This is a genomic window from Streptomyces sp. NBC_01288 (genome assembly GCF_035982055.1).
Taxonomy (GTDB): Bacteria; Actinomycetota; Actinomycetes; order Streptomycetales; family Streptomycetaceae; genus Streptomyces.
This window is the reverse complement of record NZ_CP108427.1, coordinates 1273220-1298642: the sequence shown is the minus strand read 5'-3', so window position 1 is coordinate 1298642 and position 25423 is coordinate 1273220. Positions and strand designations below refer to the sequence as shown.

The window sequence follows — 25423 nt, the reverse complement described above, 5'->3', positions numbered from 1 at the left end:
CGTGACCCCAGCACAGACCGAGGTGCCGCAGCGGCGCGGCACTCCCCAGGACTCGGCCCCCACCCCGGTCATATCCGTGCGCAAGCTGTGGAAGGTGTTCGGGCCGAAGGCAGAGCAGGTACCCGATTCCGAGGAACTGTGCGGACTCACACGCCGTGAGCTGATGGACCGCACCGGCTGCACCGCCGCCGTACGCGACGTGAACTTCGAGGTCTCGCCCGGCGAGGTCTTCGTCGTCATGGGGCTGTCCGGCTCCGGGAAGTCCACCCTGGTGCGATGTCTCACGCGGCTGATCGAACCCACCGCCGGGGAGATCGTCTTCGAGGGCGAGGACATCCGGGACGCGGACGCCAAGCGGCTGCGCGAGCTGCGGCGCCGTAAGTTCTCCATGGTCTTCCAGCACTTCGGGCTGCTGCCGCACCGCCGGGTCGTCGACAACGTGTCGTTCGGCCTGGAGATCCGCGGCATGAGCAAGGCCGAGCGCACCGAACGGGCCCTGGAGGTCGTCGAGTTGGTGGGGCTCTCCGGGTACGAGAACTCCTACCCCGACCAGCTCTCCGGCGGTATGCAGCAACGCGTCGGTCTCGCCCGGGCGTTGGCCGTGGACCCGGACGTGCTCCTCTTCGACGAGCCGTTCTCCGCGCTCGATCCGCTGATCCGCCGGGACATGCAGAACGAGGTCATCCGGCTGCACCACGAGGTCGGCAAGACCATGGTGTTCATCACCCACGACCTGTCCGAGGCCCTCAAGTTGGGCGACCGCATCCTCATCATGCGCGACGGCAAGATGGTGCAGTGCGGGACGGGCGACGAGCTGGTCGGTGCCCCCGCCGACGACTACGTACGCGAGTTCGTGAAGGACGTGCCGCGCGGTGACGTCCTCACCCTGCGGTGGATCATGCGCCCCGCCGTGGACGAAGACGCCCTGGACGGGCCCGAGTTGGGGCCGGACGTCGTGGTGCGGGAAGCCACCCGCGCCGTACTCGCGGCCGACAGGCCCGTGAAGGTCGTCGAGAACGGCAAGCTGCTCGGCATCGTCGGCGACGAGGAGATCCTCGCGGTCGTCGCCGGGCGGGAAGGCGACGCGTGATGACCGTCGCCGTGGAGAAACCGGAGCCCGCACAGCAAGTCGCGGACACCGCGCCGGAGTTGAAGAACCCGCGACGCAAGATCACCCGGCCCATGATGGTGGGCGCGATCGTCGTCGTATGGCTCGTGCTGTTCGCCGTGCTGCGCGGCAAGCAGACGCTGACGCTCGCGGCGGCCGATCTCACCGGGCTGCACCGCTGGTTCAACGACCTCAACGACTCGATCGGCGCGGACCGCAACTCCAACCCGCTCTTCCTCTACTTCTTCAACGAGATCCGCCTGGTCATCGACAACCTGGTGACCTTCGTCCAGGACCTGATCTCGCAGCCGAGCGGCGACCGGCCGCTGCCGCAGATCGGCTGGCTCGGTGTCGTCGGCATCGTCGGCTTCGTGTCCTGGGCCGTGGGCAACTGGCGGGTCGCGCTGCTCGCCACGGCCGGCTTCACCTTCTTCGGGCTCCAGGGCCTGTGGCAGGAGAGCATGGACACCCTGGCGCTCACCCTCTCCGCGGTCTTCGTCGCACTGCTGTTCGCGATCCCCCTGGGGGTGTGGGCGGGGCTGTCCGACCGGTTCAACCGGATCATGACGCCCTTCCTGGACTTCATGCAGACGATGCCGACCTTCGTCTACCTGGCACCGCTGACCCTGTTCTTCCTCATCGGACCGGCCTCCGCCGTGATCGCCACCGTGATCTACGCGGCCCCGCCCGCGATCCGCATCACCGCGCACGGCATCCGCTCCGTACCGGAGACAACCGTGGAAGCGGCGGATTCCATGGGGTCGACGCGGTGGCAGTCACTGCTCAAGGTGCTGCTGCCGATGGCCAAGCGGACCGTGGTGATGGGTGTCAACCAGACCATCATGGCCGCCCTCGCGATGGTCACCATCGCGGCCCTGATCGACGCGCCCGGCCTCGGCAAGACCGTGATGCAGGCACTGCAGACGCTCGACGTCGGTACGGCCTTCAACGCCGGTCTGGCCATCGTGATCATGGCCATCGTCCTCGACCGTGTCACGACGGCGTCGAGCACCCGCACGGAACAGGCCCGGAACTCGACCGGCCGCTTCCTCGCATGGCGCCGACCGCTGCTCGGAGCGGGCGCGGTGGGCGTCGTGGTCCTGGTCTACCTCTCGCACACCTACCTGTGGGCGGCGCAGTTCCCCGGCGACGGCAGCACCGGCACCCACATCACGAGCGCCGCGAACAGCGTGACGACATGGGTGCAGGACAACCTGTCGGGCGTCACCAACGCCTTCCGCAACGCACTCACCAACGGGCTGCTCAACCCGTTCCAGTCGCTCCTCACCGACTCTCCGTGGTGGCTGGTCGGCGCCGCGCTGGTCGGGATCGGTGTCGTGGTCGGCGGCTGGCGCTCCGGGGTCACAACTGCCATATGTGTAGGGCTGCTTGTCGGCACGGGCGTGTGGTCGGACGCCATGACGACACTCGCCTCGACCGTCGTGGCGACCGTGATCGTGATGCTGTTCGGCATCGCCTTCGGTGTGTGGATGGGGCGCAGCGCGATGGTGGACCGGCTGTTGCGGCCCACATTGGACGCGGCGCAGGTCATGCCGCCGTTCGTCTATCTCGTGCCGTTCCTCGCGCTGTTCGGGGCGACCCGCTTCACCGCGATCGTCGCCGCCGTCGTGTACGCCGTACCGGTCGCCATCAAGATCACCGCCGACGGGGTGCGGGCCGTGCCCGAGACCACCGTCGAGGCGGCCACCGCGGCCGGGTGCAACACCTGGCAGATCATCACCAAGGTTCAACTCCCGATGGCACGCGGCGCCTTGACCCTCGCGACCAACCAGGGCCTGATCTACGTGCTGTCGATGGTTGTTGTGGGCGGCCTGGTGGGAGCCGGCGCCCTCGGCTACGACGTCGTGGCCGGATTCTCGCAGGGCGAGCTGTACGGCAAGGGGCTGGCGGCGGGGCTCGCCATCGTCCTGCTCGGAGTCATGTTCGACCGGATCACTCAGGCGGCCGCGCGCCGAACCAGCGCTTAAAGGAGCACGACACCATGGCAAGACACTGGCGAACCGGCGCGGCTGGCCTGGCCGTTCTCGGCCTCACCCTCACCGCGTGCGGCGGGGCGAAGGTCGGCGACACCTCCTCGGGATCGAGCAGCAGCTCGGGCAAGTGCGGCACCTTCAACCTCGCGGTCAACCCGTGGGTGGGCTACGAGGCGGACGCGGCGGTCGTCGCGTACGTCGCGCAGCACCAACTCGGCTGTACGGTCGAGAAGAAGGACCTCAAGGAAGAGATCGCCTGGCAGGGCTTCGGCACCGGCGAGGTCGACGCCGTCCTGGAGAACTGGGGCCACGACGACCTCAAGAAGAAGTACATCACCGGCCAGAAGACCGCCGTCGAGGCCGGTCAGACCGGCAACAAAGGCATCATCGGCTGGTACGTACCGCCGTGGCTGGCGAAGGCCCACCCGGACATCCTCAACTACAAGAACCTCAACAAGTACGCGTCCGAGTTCAAGACCTCCGAGTCGGGCGGCAAGGGCCAACTCCTCGACGGAGACCCGTCGTACGTCACCAACGACGCCGCGCTGGTGAAGAACCTGAAGCTCGACTTCAAGGTCGTGTACGCGGGCAGCGAGACCGCGCTCATCCAGGCCTTCCGCACCGCCGAGAAGAACAAGCAGTGGGTCATCGGCTACTTCTACGAGCCGCAGTGGTTCCTCTCCGAGGTCGCGCTCAAGAAGGTGTCGCTGCCCACGTACATGACGGGCTGTGACGCCGTCGCGTCGAAGATCGCCTGCGACTATCCGGTCTACGACCTCGACAAGATCGTCAGCGCGAAGTTCGCCAAGTCGGGCAGCCCCGCCTACAACCTGGTGAAGAACTTCAACTGGACGAACGACGACCAGAACACCGTGGCCAAGTACATAGCGCAGGACAAGCTGTCCGACGACGCCGCGGCGAAGAAGTGGGTCGACGCCAACCAGGCCAAGGTCGACGCCTGGCTCAAGTAGGCGGCGGACGAACCCGGTTGACCATGCCCGGTGGGCGGTGCGCGCAGGTGCGTACCGCCCGTCGGGCATTGCCGTGTTCCGGCCGGTGACAGGGGCGTCGTCCGACGTCACGGGACCCCTTGACACCCGCTCCTCACGCCGGGCACATTGAGTTGCGCAACCTGAAGCATGTTGCGCAGACAGCAACCGGATTGCTTTCTAGCCGGAGGTGCGGCGATGGCGGGACCCCGAGTGGTCATCATCGGAGCGGGCGTCGTGGGGGCGGCGCTCGCGGACGAGATCTCCGCGCGAGGCTGGACCGAAGTGACCGTGGTCGACCAGGGCCCGCTGCCCGCCACCGGAGGGTCGTCCTCGCACGCCCCCGGACTGGTCTTCCAGACCAACTCCTCCAAGACCATGACCGAGTTGGCGCGCTACACGGTCGAGAAGTTCTGCTCCCTCGACGTCGACGGCAAGCCCTGCTTCCTCCAGGTCGGCGGCCTCGAAGTCGCCACCACCCCCGAGCGCGTCGCCGAACTCCACCGCCGCCACGGCTGGATCACCGCCTGGGGCATCGAGGCCCGCCTGCTCACCCCGGAGGAGTGCGTCGAGCACCACCCGCTGGTGAACCCGGACCGCGTCCTCGGCGGCCTCCTGGTCCCCACCGACGGCCTCGCGAAAGCCGTCCTCGCCGTAGAGGCCCAGATCCGCCGGGCCACCGAGCGTGGCGTGACCTTCCTCGCCCGCCACGAAGTCCTGGACGTCCAGCAGACCGATGGCCGCGTCACCGGTGTCCTCACCGACCAGGGCGAGATCCCCGCCGACATCGTCGTGTGCTGCGCCGGCATCTGGGGCCCGAAGATCGCCCGCATGGTCGGCATGAACCTCCCGCTGACCCCGCTCGGCCACCAACTCGCCTGGACCGGTCCAGTACCCGCCCTCGCCGGCCAGACCGAGGAGGCCGTCCGCCCGATCCTGCGCCACCAGGACGCCGACCTCTACTACCGCGACCGCTACGACGCCATCGGCATCGGCTACTACGGCCACCGCCCGATGCCCATCTCGGCCGACGACATCCTCTCGGTCGGCGAGGCCGACGACATGCCCTCCGTCCTCAAGTTCACCGAGGACGACTTCGCGCCCGCCTGGACCGAAACACAGTCCCTGCTCCCCGCGACGAGGGACGCGAAGGTCGAGGAGGGCATCAACGGCCTCTTCTCCTTCACCACCGACAACTTCCCCCTCCTCGGGGAGAGTTCGGAGGTCAAGGGCTTCTGGGTCGCCGAGGCGGTCTGGGTCACACACTCGGCGGGCGTCGGCCGGGCGATGGCCGAGTGGCTGGTCGACGGTTACTGCTCGTCCTTCGACCTCCACGAGTGCGACGTCAACCGCTTCGAACAGCACCAACTCGCCCCCGAATACGTCCTGGCCCGTGACTGCCAGAACTTCGTCGAGGTCTACGACATCCTCCACCCGCTCCAGCCGTCCGGTAGGCCGCGCCCGATCCGCACCAGCCCCTTCCACACCCGCCAGCAGGAACACGGCGCGGTCTTCCTGGAGGCCAACGGCTGGGAACGCCCGCAGTGGTACGAGGCCAACTCGGCCCTGCTGGACGGCCGTTCGATCACCACCCCGAACGACTGGGCGGCCCAGTACTGGTCGCCGATCGTCGGCGCCGAGGCACAGGCCACCCGCGAGACCGTCGCGATGTACGACATGACGGCCCTCAAACGCCTGGAGGTGACCGGCCCCGGCGCCGCCGACTTCCTGGAGGCCCTGGTCACCGGCAAGGTCGCCAAATCGGTCGGCTCGGTGACGTACACCCTCCTCCTGGACGAGGACGGCGGCATCCGCAGCGACATCACCGTCGCCCGCCTGGCCCGCGACCGCTTCCAGGTCGGCGCCAACGGCAACCTCGACCTCGACTGGTTCACCCGCCACCTGCCCGCCGATGGAACGGTCCAAGTCCGCGACATCACCCCCGGCACCTGCTGCATCGGCCTGTGGGGCCCACTGGCCCGCAAGGTTCTCCAGCCCCTGACGGACGAGGACTTCACGAACGAGGGCCTCAAGTACTTCCGAGCCAAGAACGCCTACATTGGAACGGTCCCGGTAACCGCCATGCGCTTGTCCTACGTCGGCGAACTCGGCTGGGAGCTGTACACCACCGCCGACCAGGGCCAGAAACTCTGGGACACCCTGTGGCAGGCGGCCCAGCCCCTCGGCGGTGTCATCGCGGGCCGCGGCGCCTTCAACAGCCTCCGCCTGGAGAAGGGCTACCGCTCCTTCGGGACCGACATGACCTACGAGCACGACCCCTACGAGGCCGGCGTCGGCTTCGCCGTCAAACTCGACAAGGGCGACTTCATCGGCAAGCCGGCACTGGAACGCCGAAAGACCGACGTACGAAGGCAGTTGACCTGCCTGACCATCGACGACCCGCACTCCGTCGTCATGGGCAAGGAACCGGTCTACGACGGTGAGCGCGCCGTCGGCTACGTCACCAGCGCCGCCTACGGCTACACGATCGGCAAGGGCATTGCATACGCCTGGCTCCCGGCCGAACTCGCCACCCCCGGCACCACGTTGCACATCGGCTACTTCGACGAGCGCGTCGAGGCGGTCGTCGCCCAGGAGCCCCTGTTCGACCCGACGATGTCCCGCCTCCGAGGCTAGCCGGAAGGACGAGAACTCCCTATGAACGCGCTGAACACCCCGTTGGCAGAACTGGATCCCGAGGTCCACGCCGCGCTCCGCGCCGAACTGCACCGCCAGCAGTCCACGTTGGAGATGATCGCCTCCGAGAACTTCGCGCCCTCCGCCGTGCTGGAGGCGCAGGGCTCCGTCCTCACCAACAAGTATGCGGAGGGCTACCCCGGCCGCCGCTACTACGGCGGCTGCGAATACGTCGACGTCACCGAGCGGTTGGCGATCGAGCGGGTCAAATCGCTCTTCGGCGCGGGCTTCGCAAATGTCCAGCCGCACTCGGGCGCACAGGCCAACACGGCGGTGTTCTTCGCCCTGTTGAAGCCCGGCGACACGATCCTCGGCCTCGACCTCGCGCACGGCGGACACCTCACCCACGGCATGCGCCTCAACTACAGCGGCAAGATGCTGAACGTGGTGCCGTACCACGTCTCCGAGACCGACAACCTGGTCGACATGGACGAGGTGGAACGCCTCGCCAAGGAACACGGCCCCAAGATGATCATCGCGGGCTGGTCGGCGTACCCACGGCAGTTGGACTTCGCGGAGTTCCGGCGGATCGCCGACGAGGTGGGCGCCCTGCTGATGGTCGACATGGCCCACTTCGCGGGCCTGGTGGCCGCCGGGCTCCACCCGAACCCGGTCCCGCACGCACACGTGACCACGACGACGACACACAAGACCCTCGGCGGCCCACGCGGCGGAGTCATCCTCACCAACGAGGCCGACCTCGCCAAAAAGATCAACTCGGCCGTGTTTCCCGGCATGCAGGGCGGCCCCCTGGAGCACGTCATCGCCGCGAAGGCGGTGTCGTTCAAGGTCGCCGCGTCACCGGAATTCGCGGAACGCCAGTCCCGCACACTGGCCGGCTCCCGCATCCTCGCGGAGCGCCTCACCCGAGCCGATGTGGCCGCGACCGGCGTGAAGGTCCTCACCGGTGGCACGGACGTCCACCTGGTCCTGGTGGACCTGCGCGACTCGGAGTTGGACGGCAGACAGGCGGAAGACCTCCTCCACGAGATCGGCATCACCGTCAACCGCAACGCCGTGCCCTTCGACCCACGCCCGCCCATGGTCACGTCGGGCCTGCGCATCGGCACCCCGGCACTGGCCACGCGAGGCTTCACGGAGGAGGACTTCGCCGAGGTCTCCGACGTGATCGCACTCGCCCTCCAACCGGCCCCGGACATCGGCGACTTGCGCGCCCGCACGGAGGCACTGGCCGCGAAACACCCGCTCTACCCGCACCTGTCCGAGGAGGACGCCCCCCGATGACCCCCCGCACCCCGGGCGCAGACCTCCCCGAACACCCGGACTGGCTCTGGCGCACACCGGAGCCGAAACGCTCGTACGACGTAGTCATCGTCGGCGGCGGCGGCCACGGCCTGGCCACCGCCCACTACTTGGCGAAGAACCACGGCATCACCAACGTCGCGGTGCTGGAGAAGGGTTGGCTGGCGGGCGGCAACATGGCCCGCAACACCACGATCATCCGCTCCAACTACCTCTGGGACGAGAGCGCGGGCATCTACGAGCACGCGCTCAAACTCTGGGAGGGCCTGGAGGAGGAGCTGGACTACCCGATCCTCTTCTCCCAACGCGGAGTCCTCAACCTCGCCCACAGCCTCCAGGACGTCCGAGACAGCGTGCGCCGCGTCGAGGCGAATCGCCTCAACGGCGTGGACGCGGAATGGCTGGACGAGCGGCAGGTCAAGGAGGTCTGCCCGATCGTCAACGTCTCGCCGGACGTGCGCTATCCGGTGATGGGCGGCACGTACCAGCCACGCGCCGGCATCGCGAAGCACGACCACGTGGCGTGGGGCCTGGCCCGCTCCGCCGACGCGGCAGGCATCGACCTCATCCAGAACTGCGAGGTGACGGGCCTGGACATAGTCGACGGCAGGGTGGTGGGCGTACAGACCACGCTCGGCCCGATAGCGGCGGGCAAGGTGGCCCTCTGCTCGGCAGGCCACACGTCAGTCCTGGCGGCCATGGCGGGCATCCAACTCCCACTCCAGAGCCACCCGTTGCAAGCACTGGTGTCGGAGTTGCTGGAACCGGTCCACCCCACGGTGGTCATGTCCAACGCGGTCCACGTGTACGTGAGCCAGGCGCACAAGGGCGAGTTGGTGATGGGCGCGGGCATCGACTCGTACAACTCGTACACCCAGCGTGGAGCGTTCCACATCATCGAGGAACAGATGTCCGCGGCCCTGGAACTCTTCCCGGTCTTCGCCCGAGCGCACGTGCTGCGCACCTGGGGCGGCATCGTGGACGTCACCCCGGACGCCTCACCGATCGTGGGCCTGACACCGGTGGACAACCTGTACCTCAACTGCGGCTGGGGAACGGGCGGTTTCAAGGCCACCCCGGGTGTCGGCTGGGTCTACGCCCACACGATCGCCCACGACACCCCTCACCACCTCAACGCCCCCTTCTCGCTCGACCGTTTCACCACCGGCGCGCTCGTCGACGAGCACGGCGCCGCCGCGGTGGCCCACTAGGGAGCCCAACCATGCTGCTGATCCCCTGCCCCTGGTGCGGGCCCCGCGACGAAGCCGAGTACCACTACGGCGGCCAGGCCCACGTCGCCTACCCGGAGACCCCGGCCGACCTGACCGACGAGGAGTGGGCGCGGTTCCTCTTCTTCCGCGACAACCCGAAGGGCCCGTTCGCGGAACGGTGGAACCACGCGGCGGGGTGCCGCAGGTGGTTCAACGCGGTACGTGACACGGCGACGAACGAGATTCTGGGGGTGTACCGGGCGGGGGAGGAGCGGCCAACGGTGAGTGGGCGGGGGCCGGTTGCCGACCCGACGGTGCCTTCTCAGCCACGCCCGGCCTCACCTGTCCTTCCGGTCACTGTTCAGCGCGGGCCCGCAATGTCAGCCCGTCCGGCGTTTGAGGACGAGGCCCTTTCGGGGCCGACGGAGGTCCAGGGGGCGGAGCCCCCTGGGAACGGGGTCGAAGGGGCAGAGCCCCTGGAGGATGGGACGGGTAGGGGCGGCGGGGGCGCTGCATCCATCAGCGGCTCCGCCGCGGGCCATCCGTTCCGCCACCCCACCCGAGGCCGAATCCACCGAGACACCCCCCTCACCTTCACCTTCGACGGCACCGAATACCAGGGCTGCAAGGGCGACACCCTCGCCTCCGCCCTCCTCGCCAACGGCATCATCCAAACCGGCACCAGCATCAGACTCGGCCGCCCCCGAGGCATTTTCACGGCAGGCGTCGAAGAACCGAACGCCGTCATCCAGATCGAGGCCCCCTTCCCCGAGCCGATGCTCCCCGCGACAACGATCGAGCTCTACGACGGCCTCGTCGCGACCAGCCTCCCCGGCCAGGGCCGCCTAGCCACCGAACCGGACCCCGCCCGCTACGACGCCGCTCACGCCCACTGCGACCTGCTCGTGGTCGGCGCAGGCCCAGCCGGCCTCGCAGCCGCCGCAGCCGCAGCCCGCACCGGAGCCCGCGTCATCCTCGCCGACGACCGCCCCGAACTGGGCGGCAGCCTCCTGGACACAGCCCAACACCTGGACTGGGTGGCCGAGTTGAGCGAAGGTCTCACCACCGCTCCCGAGGTCCGCGTCCTGCGCCGCACTACCGTCTTCGGCCACTACGACGACAACCACCTCCTGGCCGTAGAACGCCGCACCAACCACCTGGGCGCAGCAGCCCCCACCCACGTCTCCCGAGAACGCGTCTGGCGCATCCGAGCCCGCCGCGTGGTCCTGGCAACCGGCGCCCACGAACGCTCCCTCGCCTTCCCGGACAACGACCGCCCCGGGGTAATGCTCGCCGCCTCGGCCCGGGCATACGTCAACCGCCACGGAGTCCTCCCCGGCCGCAGCGCCGTCGTCTTCACCACCAACGACAGCGCGTACGCAGCCGCGTTGGACCTGGCGTCGGCAGGCGTGAAGGTCGAGGCGATCGTGGACACCCGCCCGTCCGGGCCGGAGGAGTGGGCAAGCCGAGCCCGAGAGGCCGGCATCGAGGTACTGCTCGGACACGCGGTCGTAGGCACCGAGGGCGCCCCACGCCTGACCGCCGTAACGGTCGCCCCGTACGGCGAAACCACGGAAGCAACAAGGCAGTTCACCGCAGACCTCCTCCTGGTCTCCGGCGGCTGGAACCCGGTCGCCCACCTCTTCAGTCAGGCAGGCGGCAAACTCCGCTACGACGACACGCTTGGCACCTTCGTCCCCGACACCTGCCGCCAGCTGGTGGAGGTCGCGGGCAGCGCGAACGGTGAATTCGACCTGGCCGGAGCCTTGTTGCAGGGCGCAGCAGCAGGCACCCGAGCGATAGAGGCCGAGGGCTACACCGCCGAGACACCTTCACTGCCCCAGGTGACCCCAGAACCGCACACCCCCGCGATGCAGGTCTTCGTAGTTCCCGGCACCACCGACGCCCCCCGCTTCGTAGACCTCCAACGAGACGTCACCGTCGCCGACTTGACCCGAGCCACCACCGCCGGCCTCGACTCGGTCGAACACACCAAGCGCTACACGACAGCCGGTACGGCCAACGACCAGGGCAAGACCTCAGGCGTCCTGGCCAGCGGCGTGGTCGCCGAACTCCTGGGCGTGGACGTGTCGTTGCTCGGCACGACGACATTCCGCCCGCCCTACACGCCCGTCTCCTTCGCCACCCTCGCCGGCCGCGACCGGGGCGCCCTGCACGACCCGATCCGTACGACCGCGCTGCACGACTGGCACGTCATGCAGGGCGCGCTGTTCGAGAACGTCGGCCAGTGGAAACGGCCTTGGTACTACCCGCGCGACGGCGAGGACATGGAGACCGCCGTCCTGCGCGAGTGCGCGGCGGCCCGCGAGGGCGTCGGCTTCATGGACGGCTCCACCCTCGGCAAGATCGACGTACAGGGCCCGGACGCACCCGTCTTCCTCGACCGGCTCTACACCAACATGATGAGCAACCTGAAGGTCGGCATGATCCGTTACGGCGTCATGTGCCGCCCGGACGGCATGGTCTTCGACGACGGCACGGCCATCCGGCTCGCACCGGACCGCTACCTGGTCACCACGACCACGGGCAACGCGGCCGCCGTACTGGACTGGATGGAGGAGTGGCACCAGACCGAGTGGCCCGAACTCCGCGTCCACTGCGCCTCGGTGACCGAACAGTGGGCCACCGTCGCCCTGGTCGGCCCCCGCTCCCGCGAGGTGCTCGGCTCACTCGCGCCCCAACTGGCCGTGGGCAACGACGACTTCCCGTTCATGGCCTGGCGGGACACGACCGTCGCCGGCATCGAGGCCATGGTCTGCCGGATCAGCTTCTCCGGCGAACTCGCCTACGAGATCAACGTGTCACCGTGGGAGGCCCTCGCCCTGTGGGAGGCGCTCTACGAGGCCGGTGCCCCCTTCGGCATCACCCCGTACGGCACCGAGACCATGCACGTCCTGCGCGCCGAGAAGGGCTACCCGATCATCGGCCAGGACACCGACGGCACCGTGACTCCCCAGGATCTCGGCATGAGTTGGGCGGTCTCGAAGAAGAAGCCCGACTTCATCGGCAAGCGTTCCTTCGCCCGCGCCGACGCCGTCCGCCCCGACCGCAAACACCTCGTCGGCCTGCTCCCCGAGGACCCCGCCGCGTTCCTCCCCGAGGGCACCCAACTGATCGCGGACAGTGTGCTGCCCGCCCCGCCCGTCCCGATGCTCGGGCACGTCACGTCCAGCTACCGCAGCGCGGCCCTCGGCAGCACCTTCGCCCTGGCTCTCATCAAGGGCGGCCGCGACCGCATCGGCGAACGCCTCTACGCCCCCGTGGGCGACCAGTTGATCCCGGTCACCGTCGCAAGCCCCGTCCTCTACGACCCCGAGGGAGCCCGCCGAGATGGCTGACACCGCCCTTTCCGTACCGCGCCGCAGCCCCCTCGCGGGCGCCGCCGGCCGACTGGCGGCCACGACCCGTTCCTCCGGCGGGACGGTCCGGCTGGCCGAACTCCCCTTCCTGGCCCAGGTGAACCTCCGGCTCGACGCGAAGGGCGCGGCGGCGGACGCCGTAGGACTCGCGCTCGGTCTGTCCCTGCCCCTTGAGCCCAACACGGTGGTGCGGGCTGGGGAGTTGACCGTGCTGTGGCTCGGTCCGGACGAGTGGTTGGTGGTCGGACCGCCGGACACCCAGCGGGACGTGGAGCACCGCATCCGGGCGGCGGCCGGTGACGAACACATCGCCGTCACCGATGTCTCCGCCCAGCGCACCACCCTCCTCGTCTCCGGCGCCCACGCCCGCGAACTGCTCGCCCACGGCTGCCCGTTGGACCTGCACCCCCGAGCCTTCGGCCCCGGACGCTGCGCCCAGACCACGCTGGCCCGCGCCCAGGTCGTCCTGGTCGCACGGGACGAACCCGGCGCCGGATTCTGGGTGTTGGTCCGCTCGTCCTTCGCCGGGTACCTGACGGACTGGCTGCTGGACGCGGCGGCGGAATACGTACGGCAGTCCTGAACAGACCTGAAGTGGGCTTGGGCGGCAGCGGGCGAAAGCTAACGTTGCGGCCCGTGTCGACCGCGGGCCTGGTCAGCGATATCGAGCCGAGTCTCCGACGAAATCGTCAACAATAGAGTCGACGCTATTGCCCGCGGATTAACGGACAGCTACGTTCCTCGCCGTGCCTGCACGACCCGGTCCGGCGATCGAACGGAGTACCCAGCATGCCCAAGCTGTTCAGATGGTGTCGGTGGAACCCGGCCACCTTCATGGCCACCCTCGCCGCAGCCGTCGCGCTGGTCACCGGTGCGGGCGTGACGCTGGCCAACAGTACGACCGGAAGCGCCCAGGCCTCCAACTCGGCCTCGGCGAACGCCGTTTCGGCGAACACCACGACCTCGGGCATCGCACCGGCCATCTCGTGTTCCGCCGTAGCCCAACTGGACCTGGCCGCCGCCGTCCCCGGCGTGCCCTTCGAGATCACCTCGGCCACCGAACTCGCCGCGAGCGCCAACACCCTGGGAAACTGGGCCGCTTGTGACGTCAAGGGCGTCATCGCCCCCCAACTCCACTTCGAGATCAAACTCCCCGAGACCGGCTGGCAGGCCAACTACCTCCAGGTCGGCTGCGGCGGCCTCTGCGGCAACGTCAACGTGACCAGCGCCCCCGCCTCGACGGGCTGCGTCCCGCTGACCACCGGCGCGTTCGCCGTCGCCTCCAGCGACGAGGGCCACTACCAGGGCGGCGGCCTCTTCTCCACCGACCCGGCCCTGCGCGCCGACTTCGGCTACAAGTCCGACCACGAACTGGTCCAGGCGGCCAAGGCCGTCATCAAGCAGTACTACGGCCAGTCGGCCACCCACTCCTACTTCGACGGCTGCTCCCAGGGCGGCCACCAGGCCCTCACCGAGGCCCAGCGCTACCCGACCGACTTCGACGGCATCATCGCCGGCGCCCCGGCCAACAACTTCACCGCCCTGAACACCTTCTCGCACGCCTGGACCGCCCAGTCCGTGTACCTGAACGGCGGCCCGGCGACGATCACCAACGCCGACCTCGCGGACCTCCACAAGGCCGTGCTCAAGGGCTGCGGCGCCCCCGCCGACGGCATCATCGCCGACCCGCTGAGCTGCACCTGGGACCCCGGCACCATCCAGTGCACGACGGGCCAGACCTCGACGTCCGACGCGTACTGCCTGACCGCCGACCAGGTCACCACCCTGCGCCGCGTCTACGCCGGACCCACCGACGAACACGGCCAACTCCTCTACCCGGGCTACCAGTTGCGCGGCTCCGTGCTGAACTGGGCCGGCATCGTCACCCCGGCCACCGCCACCGGCGCCAGCGGCGACATCAGCTTCGTCCGCGAGACCCTGCGCTACCAGATCTTCGACAGCCCGCAGCCGACCCTGACGTACAAGGACATCAAGTTCACGGCCGCCTACTACAAGAAGGTCATGCGGCTGGGTGAGGGCATGTACGACGCCACCGACCCCGACCTCACGGCGTTCAAGAAGGCCGGCGGCAAGCTGATCCTCTGGCACGGCCTCGGCGACCAGCACATCCCGGCAGTGGGAACGATGGCCTACTACAAGGCAGTTGAGAAGGCGATGGGCGGCGAGACGGCCACCAAGACCTTCGCCCGCCTCTTCCTGCTCCCCGGCGTCGCCCACTGCGGCGGCGGCCAGGGCCCGGACACCTTCGACGCGCTGACCGCGATCACCGACTGGGTCACCAAGGGCGACGCCCCGGCGAGCCTGACGACGAAGTCGGTCGACAGCGGCGGCAACACCACCGCCTCCCGCCCGGTCTACCCCTTCCCGTACTACGCCAAGAACACCACCGGCGGCCCGGCCACCGACGCGAGCAGCTACACCCCGGTCAAGTCCACCGCCGAGGCCACCCTGAAGCTCGACTGGCTCGGCTCCTTCCGCTCCGGCTACGAGACGGTCGGGAACTGGGTGGGCGGCAAGTGGGTCGTCACCCAGGGCAAGAACTGACGTACAGCGAGGGTTGATTGAGATGGCGCGGCCCCCGGTTTCGAGCCGGGGGCCGCGTCGCCGGGAATCAGAGTTCCCGCAGCAGCTCGGCGAGACGCGCCGTGACGGTCTCGGCCGCCCCCTTCGCGTACCGGGAGTTCATCGCCTCATAGGTGATCCGGTCGTAACTCCCGGCGTCCGCCATGTACTTGGCGGCGCCGTTCACCATGGTGACCACACAGGTGGCGGGGAACGGGGACTCGGTTTTGAGGTCGAGACCGGTGACTGCGTTCAACTCGGCCTGGAGGCCCGCTAGTACGGTGTCGCCGATGCGGGCCACGACGACCGGGGCCTCGGAGAATCCGTCGGGCGTGAAGTCGTAGCCGGTTGTGGGGCGGAGTGCGTGCAGGCCGCCTGCCGGGGGGAGTTGGGCCGGGACCTTGACGTTGTCGTGCACCACTCGTAGCGGCGTGGTCGGTTCGGTGGTGCGGGTGCGGTCGGTGACACGTACGGCCTCGGTGGCGAGTCGTTCGCCGAGCAGGTCCACGAGTGTGTGTCCGGCCTCGTGGGCGTCGGACCGGTGGAGTCGGCCGTGCTCGTCGACCGTGGTGCGGACGGCGGTGAGGTAGGGAGCCTGGTCGCCGGCCGCGCCGACCAGGAACAGGGCCACCGTGTCGTCGCCGTAGTGCCGTTCGACGCGGGTCGCGGTCGCGCCCGCCAGATCGGCGGAGATCTCGCGGTCGCCGGAGCGGGTGAGTGAGCCGTTCAGTACCGAGGACTGGACGGCGTAGTTCATCAGGACCGCGATCGGGGGGTCGGACACGTCGTCCGTGCCGTCGATCCGTAGGACGCCCACGGTGTTGTCCGTCCGGCCGCTGTCGTCGGCGCCGAGCCACCATCCGTGCGAAGTACGCACATCCCGCTGGACGTTGACGCGAGAAGTGCCGAGGCCGAAGCCCGTGCGGGCGGGGCGCAGGGTACGTACCGCGTCCGCCGCAGCCCGGGTCAGCGCGTCATCCACGGCACTGCTCAGCCGCGCGTTCCGTTCCTCTTCGCCCTCCGGTGCGTGCCCGGGCGGGTGGATGTGCGGGGCGGAGAAGGTGTGGCTCGCCACGATCAGCGCGTGTGCCGGGTCCACGGCGCAGACCTCGCGGAGAATCTCCTTCGTGCGGGCGAGCTGGTCGTCGAAGATCGATGTCTGCTCAATGACCGTGACGCAGAGGCGAGTTGTGGTGTCGTCCAGCACAAGTACCCGTACATGGAGGGGATCGTGGACCGCGGTGAAACCGTCGACGGGGAGCAGTGAGGCCGGCAGGTCCACGGCCGCCCGGCCCGCGCCCGCGCGCAGCCGCGTGTTCACCGTGCCGCCTGTAGCTGCTCGGAGATCAGTCCCACCACCCCGTTGATGACGGCGTCCTCGGCGTAACCTCTGGCGATCGGGCAGCCGTTGACCGAGTGGACAGGGCGGTCGAAGCGGGCGTCGTCAGGGAGGTAGCCGATGCGGTCGTTGGCGATGGAGATCAACAGGGTGCGGGCGAGCGGTGATTCGTGCCGCAGGCGCCGGTAGATGTCGGTGACGACCTCGCCGGACACACCGGCCAGCGCGACCTCGTTGAGCTTGACGAGGGCCAGGCGCAGCGGCACGGAGTCGACGAGTTCCTGCCGCATGGTCTCCATGACGTCCTGGCCGGCCTTCACCGGACACGCCACCGTGCGCTGCCCCGCACCGATGCGCACCGCATGCGTCAACTCGCCGATCCCGTCCGCGACCCGCAACGCCTCGGCGCCGACGATCAGGCCCTGCGCCTCCATCGCCGCGTAGGCGCGGCTCTTCTGCCGCTCGGTGGGCGTCACGCCGAACGGCACCCCGATGTTGATGCGCGGATCCTGGTCGCCGAGCGCGCCGACGGTCCACAGGGCGACCACGTCACCGTCGTAACTCCCCTCCAGGTAACGGCAGGCGGCCCCGGCGAGGTCTCCGCTGACCTCCCCGGTGCCGAGCACGACCGTCGAGTGGACGGCGTAGTTGACGAGGAGGGCGATCGGATCGCCGTCCAGGGACTCGAACTTGAGGACCCAGACCGTCTTGTCGGACGGTCCCGTCGGGTTCTGGCCCAGCGTCCACCGGCCGTCGACGTACTCCTCGCGGTTGATGTTGACGTCGGCGGTTCCGGCGCCGATGCCGAATCGGGCCGGGCGTGCGGACGCCCTGGCCTCGCGGAGGGCGGAGACGATCCGGTCGTAGACGACCTCCGTGTACGCGAAGGACTCCGGGCCGCCCGCGTGGGCCAGCGCGCCGGGTGAGACGTCCGCGATCCGGGGGGCGTTGTGGGTGTGGGTCGCGGTGATGACGATGTGGTCGGTGGGGATGCCGAGTTCGCGTTCGACGCGCTCGCGCACCGGTGTGATGTCGCCGGCCTCGATCAAGTCCAGGGAGACCAGGGCGACTTCGGTCTCGCCGTCGGTGAGGTACAGGGCGCGAAGGAACAGTGGGTCGTGGACCCCCGAGAACGTGCCGGGGAGCGGGTGGAGGCCGGTCAGGTCTGCCGGGGTGATGTCGGCCTTGACGACACCGGCCCGCAGCCGTCCCGGCTCCAGCTGTGGTGCGTCGGAGTCGAGGGGCTCTTCGTACGGCGAGGTCAACTGTCCTCCTGGGTGGGCCCGTTGTGCTGGAAGCCGCGTACATCGGGGAACGGCGGTTCCCGGTCGGGTTGCAGGTCCACCTCGAAGGTGTTGAGGACCAGGGCGAGGGTGGCGAAGGTGCCGAGCGCGACCACCAGGTCGACCAGTGCGGCCTCGCCGAACTCCGCGAGTGCGGCGGTGTACGTGCCGTCGTCGACGAAGTGGACCGTCAACGCCTGGACTGCGAAGCGATGCAGGATCTTCTCGTCGGCGCGGTCGAAGCGCGGGTCCTCACCGCGGGCCATCCGGTCCAGCGCGGCGGGGTCCAGACCGGCCGCAACTGCCTTGTCGCGATGGGCGTTCCACGAGTGCTGCGCGTCGAAGTGACGGGCCGCGATGAGGAGGGTCAGTTCGCGCAGTCTCGGTGGGAGCGCCGAGTCGCGCATGCAGTACGTGCTCAGCGCCTCCGTCCGGTCGCCGAGGCGTGGGCTGCGCAGCAGGACCTCGAACGGCCCGTGGATTCCGCCGCGTTGAGCGACGAGCCGGTCGCGGAACCCTGCCTGGTCCGCGTTCAACTCCTGGAGCGGTCCAAGACGCATACGTCCTCCTGGTGTTCGCGGACAGAGAGCGGACGGAGAGTTGACGGAGACGGGGCAGGCACTGGGCACAGGCCGATACCGGCCCCTGGGAAACATGACGGAGACGGAGTGCCCGCGTCTAGGAAGTGAAGACGCCGCAGAAGGCATCCATACCTTGCGTCACACGACGGGTGGCCCATCCGCCCGGTCGGCCCGACTCTCCGGCACCATCGACTGGTTCCACATCCACGTCACCGTCCCGCACCCCCGTCACCAAGGAGTCGTCCATGTCCCGTTCCGAAGCCCGCGTCGCCACCGACCGACCGCAGCGCTACGCCAAGCAACTCGCCTCCCACCTGGGCCGTCGCAGCGAGACCAGCTGGGACGAGGAGACCGGCGTGGGCCGTCTCGTCTTCCAGGACGGCACCGGATCGCTGACCGCCACCGACGGGGCGCTGCTGCTCGCGGTGGAGGCGGAGCCCGAGTTCCTCGACCGGCTCGAAGACGTGGTGGGCCGCCATCTGGTCCGCTTCGGCACCAAGGACGAATTGGTCGTCGAATGGCGGCGAGACAACGGCGAGCCCGGCACCAGTCAGCGCAGCGCCGGCGATCCCGCCTGACTCACCGCGTCGGTCCCGTCCCTCCGCAACTCCAGTCGTGCGTGCACGTCTTGAAAGCTAAGCGTTCGATCCGGAGATGGACGGGACCGAGCCGGCCCGTGCCAGTGTGACCCCCCTCTCGGAGCCGCAGATAAGGGGAGTGCACGGCATGAACGGTTACAGACGGCGTCACGGCCTGCTCGCAGGAGCCCTCGTCATCGGTCTCACGGCCTCGGCCTGTGCGAACGGCGACGACTCGGCGCAGTCCGGCAAGGTGGCCGACACCTCGGGCAAGGCCCCGACCGGAGTGACTCTGACGCTCTGGCACAACACCGCCGACCCGACAGCCCTGTTGGACCTGTACAAGGCCTACGAGAAGAAGTCCGGCAACACGATCGACCTGGTCGACATCCCCGCCGACAGCTTCCCGAGCACCGTACAGACCAAGTGGGCCACCGGAGCCCGCCCGGACATCCTGGAATGGCACGGCAACCAGGTCGACGTGCTCTCCCTCAACGCCGCCAAGAACATGATCGACCTCAGCGCGCTGCCCTTCGTCAAGAAGGAGGGCACGCTCGCGGACGTCTCCGGCAACGTCGGCGGCAAGGTCTACGCGGCCACCGTCGGCTCCCTGTCCGTCGACGGCATCTTCTACAACAAGCAGGTCTTCACCAAGGCGGGCCTGCAACCCCCGCAGACCTACGCCGAGTTGGCCGCCGACTGCAAGACCCTCAAGGCGAGGACGCCGGGCGTCACACCGATCTTCGAGGCCGGTGGCTCCCAGTGGCCCCCGCAGATCCTCAGCGCCTTCGACTACCTCGCCGAGTCCAACACCGACCAGGCCTACGACAGGTCGATCCTCGACGGCAAGGCCCAACTCAACGACCCGAACGGCCCGTTCGTCGCCGGACTCAAGGCCTACGACTCGCTCCGCAAGGCGGGCTGCTTCAACTCCGATGCCAACACGGCCAAATGGGAGGACTCCTTCAAGGCCGTCCTCAGCGGCAAGGCCGCGATGGTCGCCAACAACTCCGACTCCATCGGCCTGTTGAACTCCGACGCGAACAACGACACCGCCAAGGTCGACGCGGCCGTCGGCTTCGTCGGCCTCTCCGCCACCAAGGCGGTCACCAACTACGCACCCAGTCCGCTCGGCACCTACTACGTCCCGAGCACCGGCGACTCCAAGAAGGAACGCGCCGCCGTCGACTTCATCGACTACATCACCGGCGCCGGCTACGCCGACTACATCAAGGAGGCGAAGATCATCCCGACGCTCTCCGGCACGGCGACACCCCAACTCCAGGGCCTCCTCCAGGACGTGAAGACGGCCTACGACAAAGGCGCCACGCTCTCCGTCAACTCACCCCTGCCGGGCTTCAGCAGCTTCGGCGCCGAGGCCCAGAAACTCCTCGCCGGACAGGAGACACCGCAGCAGGTGGCCGACAAGATGCAGACCTACTACACCCAGGCCGCCGCCGCGGCCAAGCAGTGACGCGGGACCGGTGACCGACGCATGACGTCCTCACTGCACCACGCGCGCCCCAGTACCGCCCCCGTCGGCCACCCCGCCCCGGAGGAACGGCAGTCGGCGGCGAACCGTCCGCGCCGCAAGCTGCACCCGTACGCCTTCGCGCTGCCCTCCATCGCCCTGGTCCTCGTCTTCTTCGTGCTGCCGTTCCTCGCCAACGCCGTCTTCGCGTTCGTGCAGTGGACCGGCTACAGCGACAAGATCACTTGGACCGGTCTCACCAACTTCAAGCTCCTGAACCAACTCGGCATCCTCAAGCACGCGATCACGGTCACCGCGATCTACGCGATCACCGCCATGGCCGTACAGAACACGGTCGGCCTCGTCCTGGCCACCGCCCTGCAACGCACCAATCGCGTCAACTCCCTTTTCCGCTCACTGTTCTTCATTCCGGTGCTGATCTCGCCGCTCGCCGCCGGGTACATCTGGGCGGCCGTCCTGAACGCGCACGGCCCGCTCAACGCCTTCCTGTCGGCCGTCCTGCCCGGCGAGTTCCACTACGCCTGGCTCGGCCACGACACCACGGCACTCCTCGCGGTCGCGTCGATCGACGCGTGGAAGCTGAGCGGCCTGATCACCCTGGTCTACATCGCGGGCCTCAACCGCATCCCGGAACAGCTACTCCAGGCCGCGACCCTCGACGGCGCCGGGGTGGTCCGCCGCTTCTGGTCGGTCAAACTCCCGTTGCTGGCACCGGCGGTGACCTTCAACGTGGTCGTCTCCCTCGTCGGCGCGTTCAGCGCGCTCGACGTGGTGTTCTCGACGACCGCGGGCGGCCCGGGCGACGCGACGACCCTGCTCAACGTCGCCGTCTACACCCAGTACGGGCAGAGCTTCTTCGGTACGGCGAGCGCGCTGGGCTTCGTCGTCACGCTGATGGTGATCGTCACGGCGGTCCCGCTGATGAGCCGGCTGCGCCGGCGGGAGGTGCCGATGTGAGCGCGATCGCCTTGAAGGCCAGGGGAGTTGCCCGGTACGGGTGCCTGACTCTCTTCGCGATCCCCTGGATCCTCGTCCCGTTCTGGCTGCTGATCGTCAACTCCCTCAAGACGGAGGGCGATGCGAGCGTCCTGTCGATGAGCTGGCCCAAGCACTGGAGCGCCGGGGCGAATTACCACACGGTGATCGACAAGGGCTCGTACCTCACCGGCCTGCGCAACAGTGCGCTGCTGGCCGTCCCGACGATCCTCGCCGTGCTGCTGCTCGGCTCCATGGCGGCGTGGGCGTACGCCCGTTCCGACTCACGGGCGCTGCGGTTCGCGTACTACACGTCCGCGGTGTCGATCGTGCTGCCCCCGGCGATCATCCCGACCATCTACGTCCTCACCCAGCTCGGCCTCAACGGATCGCGTCTCGGCTACATGCTGGTGATCGCCGGCACCCGGCTCGGTGTGGTGATCTTCCTCGCCACCGGGTTCGTCCGCACCCTTCCGCACGACTTCGAGGAGGCCGCGCAGTTGGACGGGGCGAACAGGTGGCAGATCTACTGGCGGATCGTGCTGCCCGTGCTCACCCCGGTGCTCTTCACCGGCGCGGTCATGCTGATCATCTCGGTCTGGAACGACTTCTACTTCGCCCTGTTCCTGCTGCGTAGCTCCCAAGCGGCCACGCTGCCGCTGACGTTGTACTCCTTCGCCTCCTCGTCCACGCACGGTGTCAGCTGGAACCTGGTGTTCGCCCATGTGGTGCTGACCAGCCTGCCGCTCGTCCTCGTCTACCTCGTCCTTCAGCGCCGCGTCCTCGCGGGCCTCACGGAAGGAGGTGTCACGGGCTGAGCGCCCCGGTCAGGACACACAACCCACGTGCGCCAGCGCCTGCTTGAGCAACACCCCGTGCCCGCCCGGCATTTCGCTCCGCAGCGCCTCCGAGGCGGCCTCCTCCGGGCTGAACCAGACGAGGTCGAGAGCGTCCTGCCGGGGCCGGCAGTCGCCGGTGACCGGCACGACGTAGGCGAGGGACACCGCGTGCTGGCGGGGGTCGTGGTACGGCGTGACGCCGTGCGTCGGGAAGTACTCGGCGACGGTGAACGGCTGAAGCGAGGTCGGGATCCGGGGCAGCGCGACCGGGCCGAGGTCCTTTTCCAGGTTGCGCAGGAGGGCGTCGCGGACCCGCTCGTGGTGCAGCACGCGGCCGGAGACGAGGGTGCGGTTGACGGTGCCGTCGGGGCCGATGCGCAGCAGCAGTCCGATGCTGGTCACCTCCCCGTTGTCGTCGACGCGGACGGGCACCGCTTCGACGTAGAGGATCGGCATGCGGGCGCGTGCCTGTTCGAGGTCGTCGGCGGACAGCCAACCGGGCGTGGTATCGGTCATGTCAGACATTGCTTGATCATACTTTCAGTGTCCGTCGGATAGCCGGTAGACCCGGCGGGCGTTGTCGGCCCCCGCCCAGCGTGCCAGCCGCAGCGCGTCGGGCAGGCCCAGTTCGTCGGCGTCCACCCGCTCCTGGAGCAGATCCCCAAGACCTCGGCGGAACGCCAGTGCTCCGAGCCCATAGAACTCCGCAAGACCATAGGCGTCAGAGCTGTACAAAAGTTTGCGGAACGGTGTGATCTCCATCGCCTCCGCCAGCACGGCCCGCGCCCGGACCGGTCCAACATGGTGCAGGGTGAGCCCCACGTCCAGGTACACCTGTTCGAAGACGGCCGCCAGGTATCCGGCCTGACGCTGATACGGCCAGCAGTGCAGAAGCAGCACCGGAATCGTCCCCGCGGTCAGGTGCAGCCAGTCCGTGAGCAGCGCGGGGTCGGTGCGGTGCAGCCGGATGTCGTTGTCGCCGAACCCCGTGTGGAGCTGGAGCGGCAGCCCCAGGTCGACCGCGGTCCACAGCAACTGCCGTACCAGGACCGGGTCTTCGAGCCGCCCGCCACGGGCCAGCCAAGCACGGGCCGCCGCGGTCACCTCCGCCTCCGAGGGCCTGGCCGGGTCGAGATCGAACCCCGTCCGGTACGCGGCGACCGACTTCACCGCCACCACTCCCGGCCGCCGCACCGCGTCCAGCGCGGCGGCCCGGAACGCGTCCGCGTACCCGTCCGGTTCGACGCCCCGCGCGGCCACGGATTCGGCGACGGCTTCGAGCCGTACGACCTCATGGGCTACGGCGCCCGCCGCCTCCGCGAGTTCGGTGGGCGAGGTGATGTGATGCGGGGCGAATCCTGTGTCGACGCAGAAGACGGTGGTGCCCGCGGCGGCCAGGAAACGCCGGTTGACCTCGTGCGGCCCCAACTCGGCTCGCCGGGCAAGGTATTCGTCGGCGGGCGCGTGCCGCTCCAGGTCCAACACCGGTGCGCAGTAACGGCGTACGGCGATCCCGACCGGGCTGTCGAGCGGCGAGATCCCGCTGCCGGGCCAGACGTCGCCCTCGGTGAGCAGCGACTCGAAGGCCGCCCGGTCCAGTTCCTCGGTGACGACTCCGTGGCAGTGGTGGTCCACCAACGCCAGCGCGGCGAGCGCCTCGTGGACCGGTCCAGTGGCCATCGTCAGTACTTCCAGCGGTAAAGAGCAGCCACTTGCTCGTCGTCCAGCTCCGCCACGGCCGCGATCTCGCCCTGTCGTACGGCGATCACCGCGTCGGCGAGGACCGGTCCAAGCGCGGCCCGCAGCTGCGTGTCCTTGCGGAACTCCGCGACGGACTCGGCGAGGGAGGTCGGCAGCCGTCGTACGCTCCGGGTCTCGGCCTCCGGAGCGCCGAGGTGCGCGGGGTCTCCGGTGGTCTCCTCGGGCAGGGCGGCGGATGACGTCAGGCCGTCGAGGCCGGCGGCGATCAGGCAGCCGAGGGCGAGATACGGGTTGGCGGCCAGGTCGACCGGCTTGACCTCCAGGTTCGCCGCCTGGGCGCGTTGGCCCGCCGTGCCGGTGACGACGCGTACCGCCGCCTCGCGGGTCTCGCGGCCCCAGGCGGTGAACACCCCTGCCCATTGCGAGGGTCGGAGGCGGAAGTAGCTGGCCGGGCTCGGTGCGGTCACGGCGGTGAGGGCCGGGAGGTGGGTGAGGACACCGGCCGCGAAGGACTCGGCGTCGGCCGTCATGCCGTAGCGACGATCGCCCCCGGTGTGCAGGTTCGCGCTCTCGCGCCAGGCGGAGAGGTGGATGTGGCCGCCGTTGCCGACGCCCTGCGCGAAGACGGCAGGCGTGAACGATGCGCGCAGACCGTGCCGTTGGGACACCGCGCGGATCGTCTGCCGTACGAGGATGCTGCGGTCGGCCGCCGCGACCGGGTCGAGCGCGCCGATCGACAGCTCGAACTGCCCGGCCGCGTACTCGGGGTGGAACTGGTCCACGTCCACGCCCTCGGCCGCCAGGGCCGACAGCAACTCGGCGCCGTAGTCGCTCAGTTCGACCTGGCGGGTCGCGCTGTACGCCGGACCTGTCGTGGCGGGGACGAACGCGCCGTCGGGTGCCGTGGCCAGGCCGAGTGCCCACTCGATCTCGATGCCCGCGCGGAAGGTGAGCCCGTGGAGCCGCTGCGCGTCAACGACCGTACGGCGCAGGAAGGTTCGGCTGCACCCGGGGTGGCGCTCGCCCTCCTGGGTGACGCGGTCGACCGGGGCCCAGGCCCAGCCGGGCTGGCCGGACAGGACGGCCAGGTGGTCGAGGTCGGGGTAAAGGCGCAGATCGCCGTCCGGGGAGCCGAGGGCATCGGTGGTGACGATGGAGTCGTTCGCGAGGAACGTGTCGAACACCGGGGACATGCCGACGCCCCAGGCCGCCGCCGAGGCGAGTTTCGCCGTCGGGACCGTCTTCACCCGGCCCACGCCCGCGGTGTCGACGTAGGCCAGGACGATCCCGTGCACACCCCGCCCGGTCAGCTCCGCGGCCAGCGCGGCGGCGCGCTCGACCTCGCCGGGGCGGCCGCCGGGCAGGGGGTCGGCAAGGGTGGTCATACGTCCTCCACGGTCGCGTCCTGCA

19 protein-coding genes are annotated in these 25423 nt (G+C 69.1%); 13 read left to right on the top strand and 6 right to left on the bottom strand.

From position 1 onward, the window contains the following. Window position 1 precedes the first annotated feature (1 nt). The 9 genes from OG194_RS05790 to OG194_RS05750 all read left to right on the top strand — a co-directional run bounded on the left by OG194_RS05790 (window position 2) and on the right by OG194_RS05750 (window position 15207). Window positions 2-1090 (top strand): quaternary amine ABC transporter ATP-binding protein, encoded by a 1089-nt coding sequence (locus OG194_RS05790; protein WP_327399755.1) that lies wholly within the window; start codon window positions 2-4, stop codon window positions 1088-1090. Continuing rightward, window positions 1090-3096 carry an ABC transporter permease gene (locus tag OG194_RS05785; RefSeq protein WP_327399754.1) on the top strand — a complete coding sequence of 669 codons (2007 nt, stop codon included), beginning with the start codon at window positions 1090-1092 and terminating at the stop codon, window positions 3094-3096. Before OG194_RS05790 ends, OG194_RS05785 begins: the two co-directional genes overlap by 1 nt. A gap of 14 nt (window positions 3097-3110) precedes the next feature. Next, on the top strand, window positions 3111-4073 hold the full coding sequence (locus OG194_RS05780) for an ABC transporter substrate-binding protein (RefSeq protein ID WP_327399753.1): 963 nt from the start codon (window positions 3111-3113) through the stop codon (window positions 4071-4073). A gap of 216 nt (window positions 4074-4289) precedes the next feature. Beyond that, window positions 4290-6728: a GcvT family protein gene (locus OG194_RS05775; RefSeq protein WP_327399752.1), complete on the top strand. Its 2439-nt coding sequence runs from the start codon at window positions 4290-4292 to the stop codon at window positions 6726-6728. A 21-nt stretch (window positions 6729-6749) separates the two neighbouring features. Then, window positions 6750-8033, top strand: coding sequence for a serine hydroxymethyltransferase (gene glyA / locus OG194_RS05770; RefSeq protein WP_327399751.1), 1284 nt, complete (start codon window positions 6750-6752; stop codon window positions 8031-8033). Further along, the gene (locus OG194_RS05765) at window positions 8030-9262 is read left to right on the top strand and encodes a sarcosine oxidase subunit beta family protein (protein WP_327399750.1); all 1233 of its coding nucleotides are present in this window, start codon (window positions 8030-8032) and stop codon (window positions 9260-9262) included. Before glyA ends, OG194_RS05765 begins: the two co-directional genes overlap by 4 nt. A gap of 11 nt (window positions 9263-9273) precedes the next feature. After that, complete coding sequence (locus tag OG194_RS05760; protein WP_327399749.1) at window positions 9274-12621, top strand: sarcosine oxidase subunit delta family protein; 3348 nt, start codon at window positions 9274-9276, stop codon at window positions 12619-12621. Beyond that, the gene (locus OG194_RS05755) at window positions 12614-13225 is read left to right on the top strand and encodes a sarcosine oxidase subunit gamma (protein WP_327399748.1); all 612 of its coding nucleotides are present in this window, start codon (window positions 12614-12616) and stop codon (window positions 13223-13225) included. The genes OG194_RS05760 and OG194_RS05755 overlap by 8 nt, the downstream gene beginning before the upstream one ends. Window positions 13226-13431: 206 nt before the next feature. Beyond that, window positions 13432-15207, top strand: coding sequence for a tannase/feruloyl esterase family alpha/beta hydrolase (locus OG194_RS05750; protein ID WP_327399747.1), 1776 nt, complete (start codon window positions 13432-13434; stop codon window positions 15205-15207). Window positions 15208-15274: 67 nt separating this feature from the next. On the opposite strand, the gene OG194_RS05745 is transcribed toward OG194_RS05750, so the two are convergent. From OG194_RS05745 to OG194_RS05735, 3 genes are read right to left on the bottom strand one after another with little or no spacing between them, the layout of a single operon-like run. Then, the gene (locus tag OG194_RS05745; RefSeq protein WP_327399745.1) at window positions 15275-16546 is read right to left on the bottom strand and encodes a hypothetical protein; all 1272 of its coding nucleotides are present in this window, start codon (window positions 16544-16546) and stop codon (window positions 15275-15277) included. Beyond that, window positions 16543-17829, bottom strand: coding sequence for a neutral/alkaline non-lysosomal ceramidase N-terminal domain-containing protein (locus OG194_RS05740; RefSeq protein WP_327399744.1), 1287 nt, complete (start codon window positions 17827-17829; stop codon window positions 16543-16545). The genes OG194_RS05745 and OG194_RS05740 overlap by 4 nt, the downstream gene beginning before the upstream one ends. After that, the gene (locus OG194_RS05735; RefSeq protein WP_327399743.1) at window positions 17826-18407 is read right to left on the bottom strand and encodes a carboxymuconolactone decarboxylase family protein; all 582 of its coding nucleotides are present in this window, start codon (window positions 18405-18407) and stop codon (window positions 17826-17828) included. Before OG194_RS05735 ends, OG194_RS05740 begins: the two co-directional genes overlap by 4 nt. 266 nt (window positions 18408-18673) lie before the next feature. Here OG194_RS05735 and OG194_RS05730 point away from each other — a divergent pair, with 266 nt between their 5' ends. The 4 genes from OG194_RS05730 (at window position 18674) to OG194_RS05715 (ending at window position 22291) form a co-directional block, all read left to right on the top strand. After that, window positions 18674-19006, top strand: a complete 333-nt coding sequence (locus tag OG194_RS05730) for a DUF2218 domain-containing protein (RefSeq protein ID WP_327399742.1) — start codon at window positions 18674-18676, stop codon at window positions 19004-19006. 148 nt (window positions 19007-19154) lie between these two features. After that, complete coding sequence (locus OG194_RS05725; RefSeq protein ID WP_327399741.1) at window positions 19155-20480, top strand: ABC transporter substrate-binding protein; 1326 nt, start codon at window positions 19155-19157, stop codon at window positions 20478-20480. Between the two features lie 21 nt (window positions 20481-20501). Then, a complete protein-coding gene (locus tag OG194_RS05720) occupies window positions 20502-21455 on the top strand; it encodes a carbohydrate ABC transporter permease (RefSeq protein ID WP_327399740.1) in 954 nt (317 codons plus the stop codon). Then, window positions 21452-22291, top strand: coding sequence for a carbohydrate ABC transporter permease (locus tag OG194_RS05715; protein ID WP_327399739.1), 840 nt, complete (start codon window positions 21452-21454; stop codon window positions 22289-22291). Before OG194_RS05720 ends, OG194_RS05715 begins: the two co-directional genes overlap by 4 nt. Window positions 22292-22300: 9 nt before the next feature. On the opposite strand, the gene OG194_RS05710 is transcribed toward OG194_RS05715, so the two are convergent. From OG194_RS05710 to OG194_RS05700, 3 genes are read right to left on the bottom strand one after another with little or no spacing between them, the layout of a single operon-like run. Continuing rightward, window positions 22301-22828, bottom strand: coding sequence for an NUDIX hydrolase family protein (locus OG194_RS05710; RefSeq protein WP_026151198.1), 528 nt, complete (start codon window positions 22826-22828; stop codon window positions 22301-22303). 24 nt (window positions 22829-22852) lie between these two features. Beyond that, the gene (locus OG194_RS05705; RefSeq protein WP_327399738.1) at window positions 22853-23992 is read right to left on the bottom strand and encodes an amidohydrolase family protein; all 1140 of its coding nucleotides are present in this window, start codon (window positions 23990-23992) and stop codon (window positions 22853-22855) included. 2 nt (window positions 23993-23994) lie between these two features. Further along, window positions 23995-25398, bottom strand: coding sequence for a glutamine synthetase family protein (locus tag OG194_RS05700; RefSeq protein WP_327399737.1), 1404 nt, complete (start codon window positions 25396-25398; stop codon window positions 23995-23997). Between the last annotated feature and the right edge of the window lie 25 nt (window positions 25399-25423).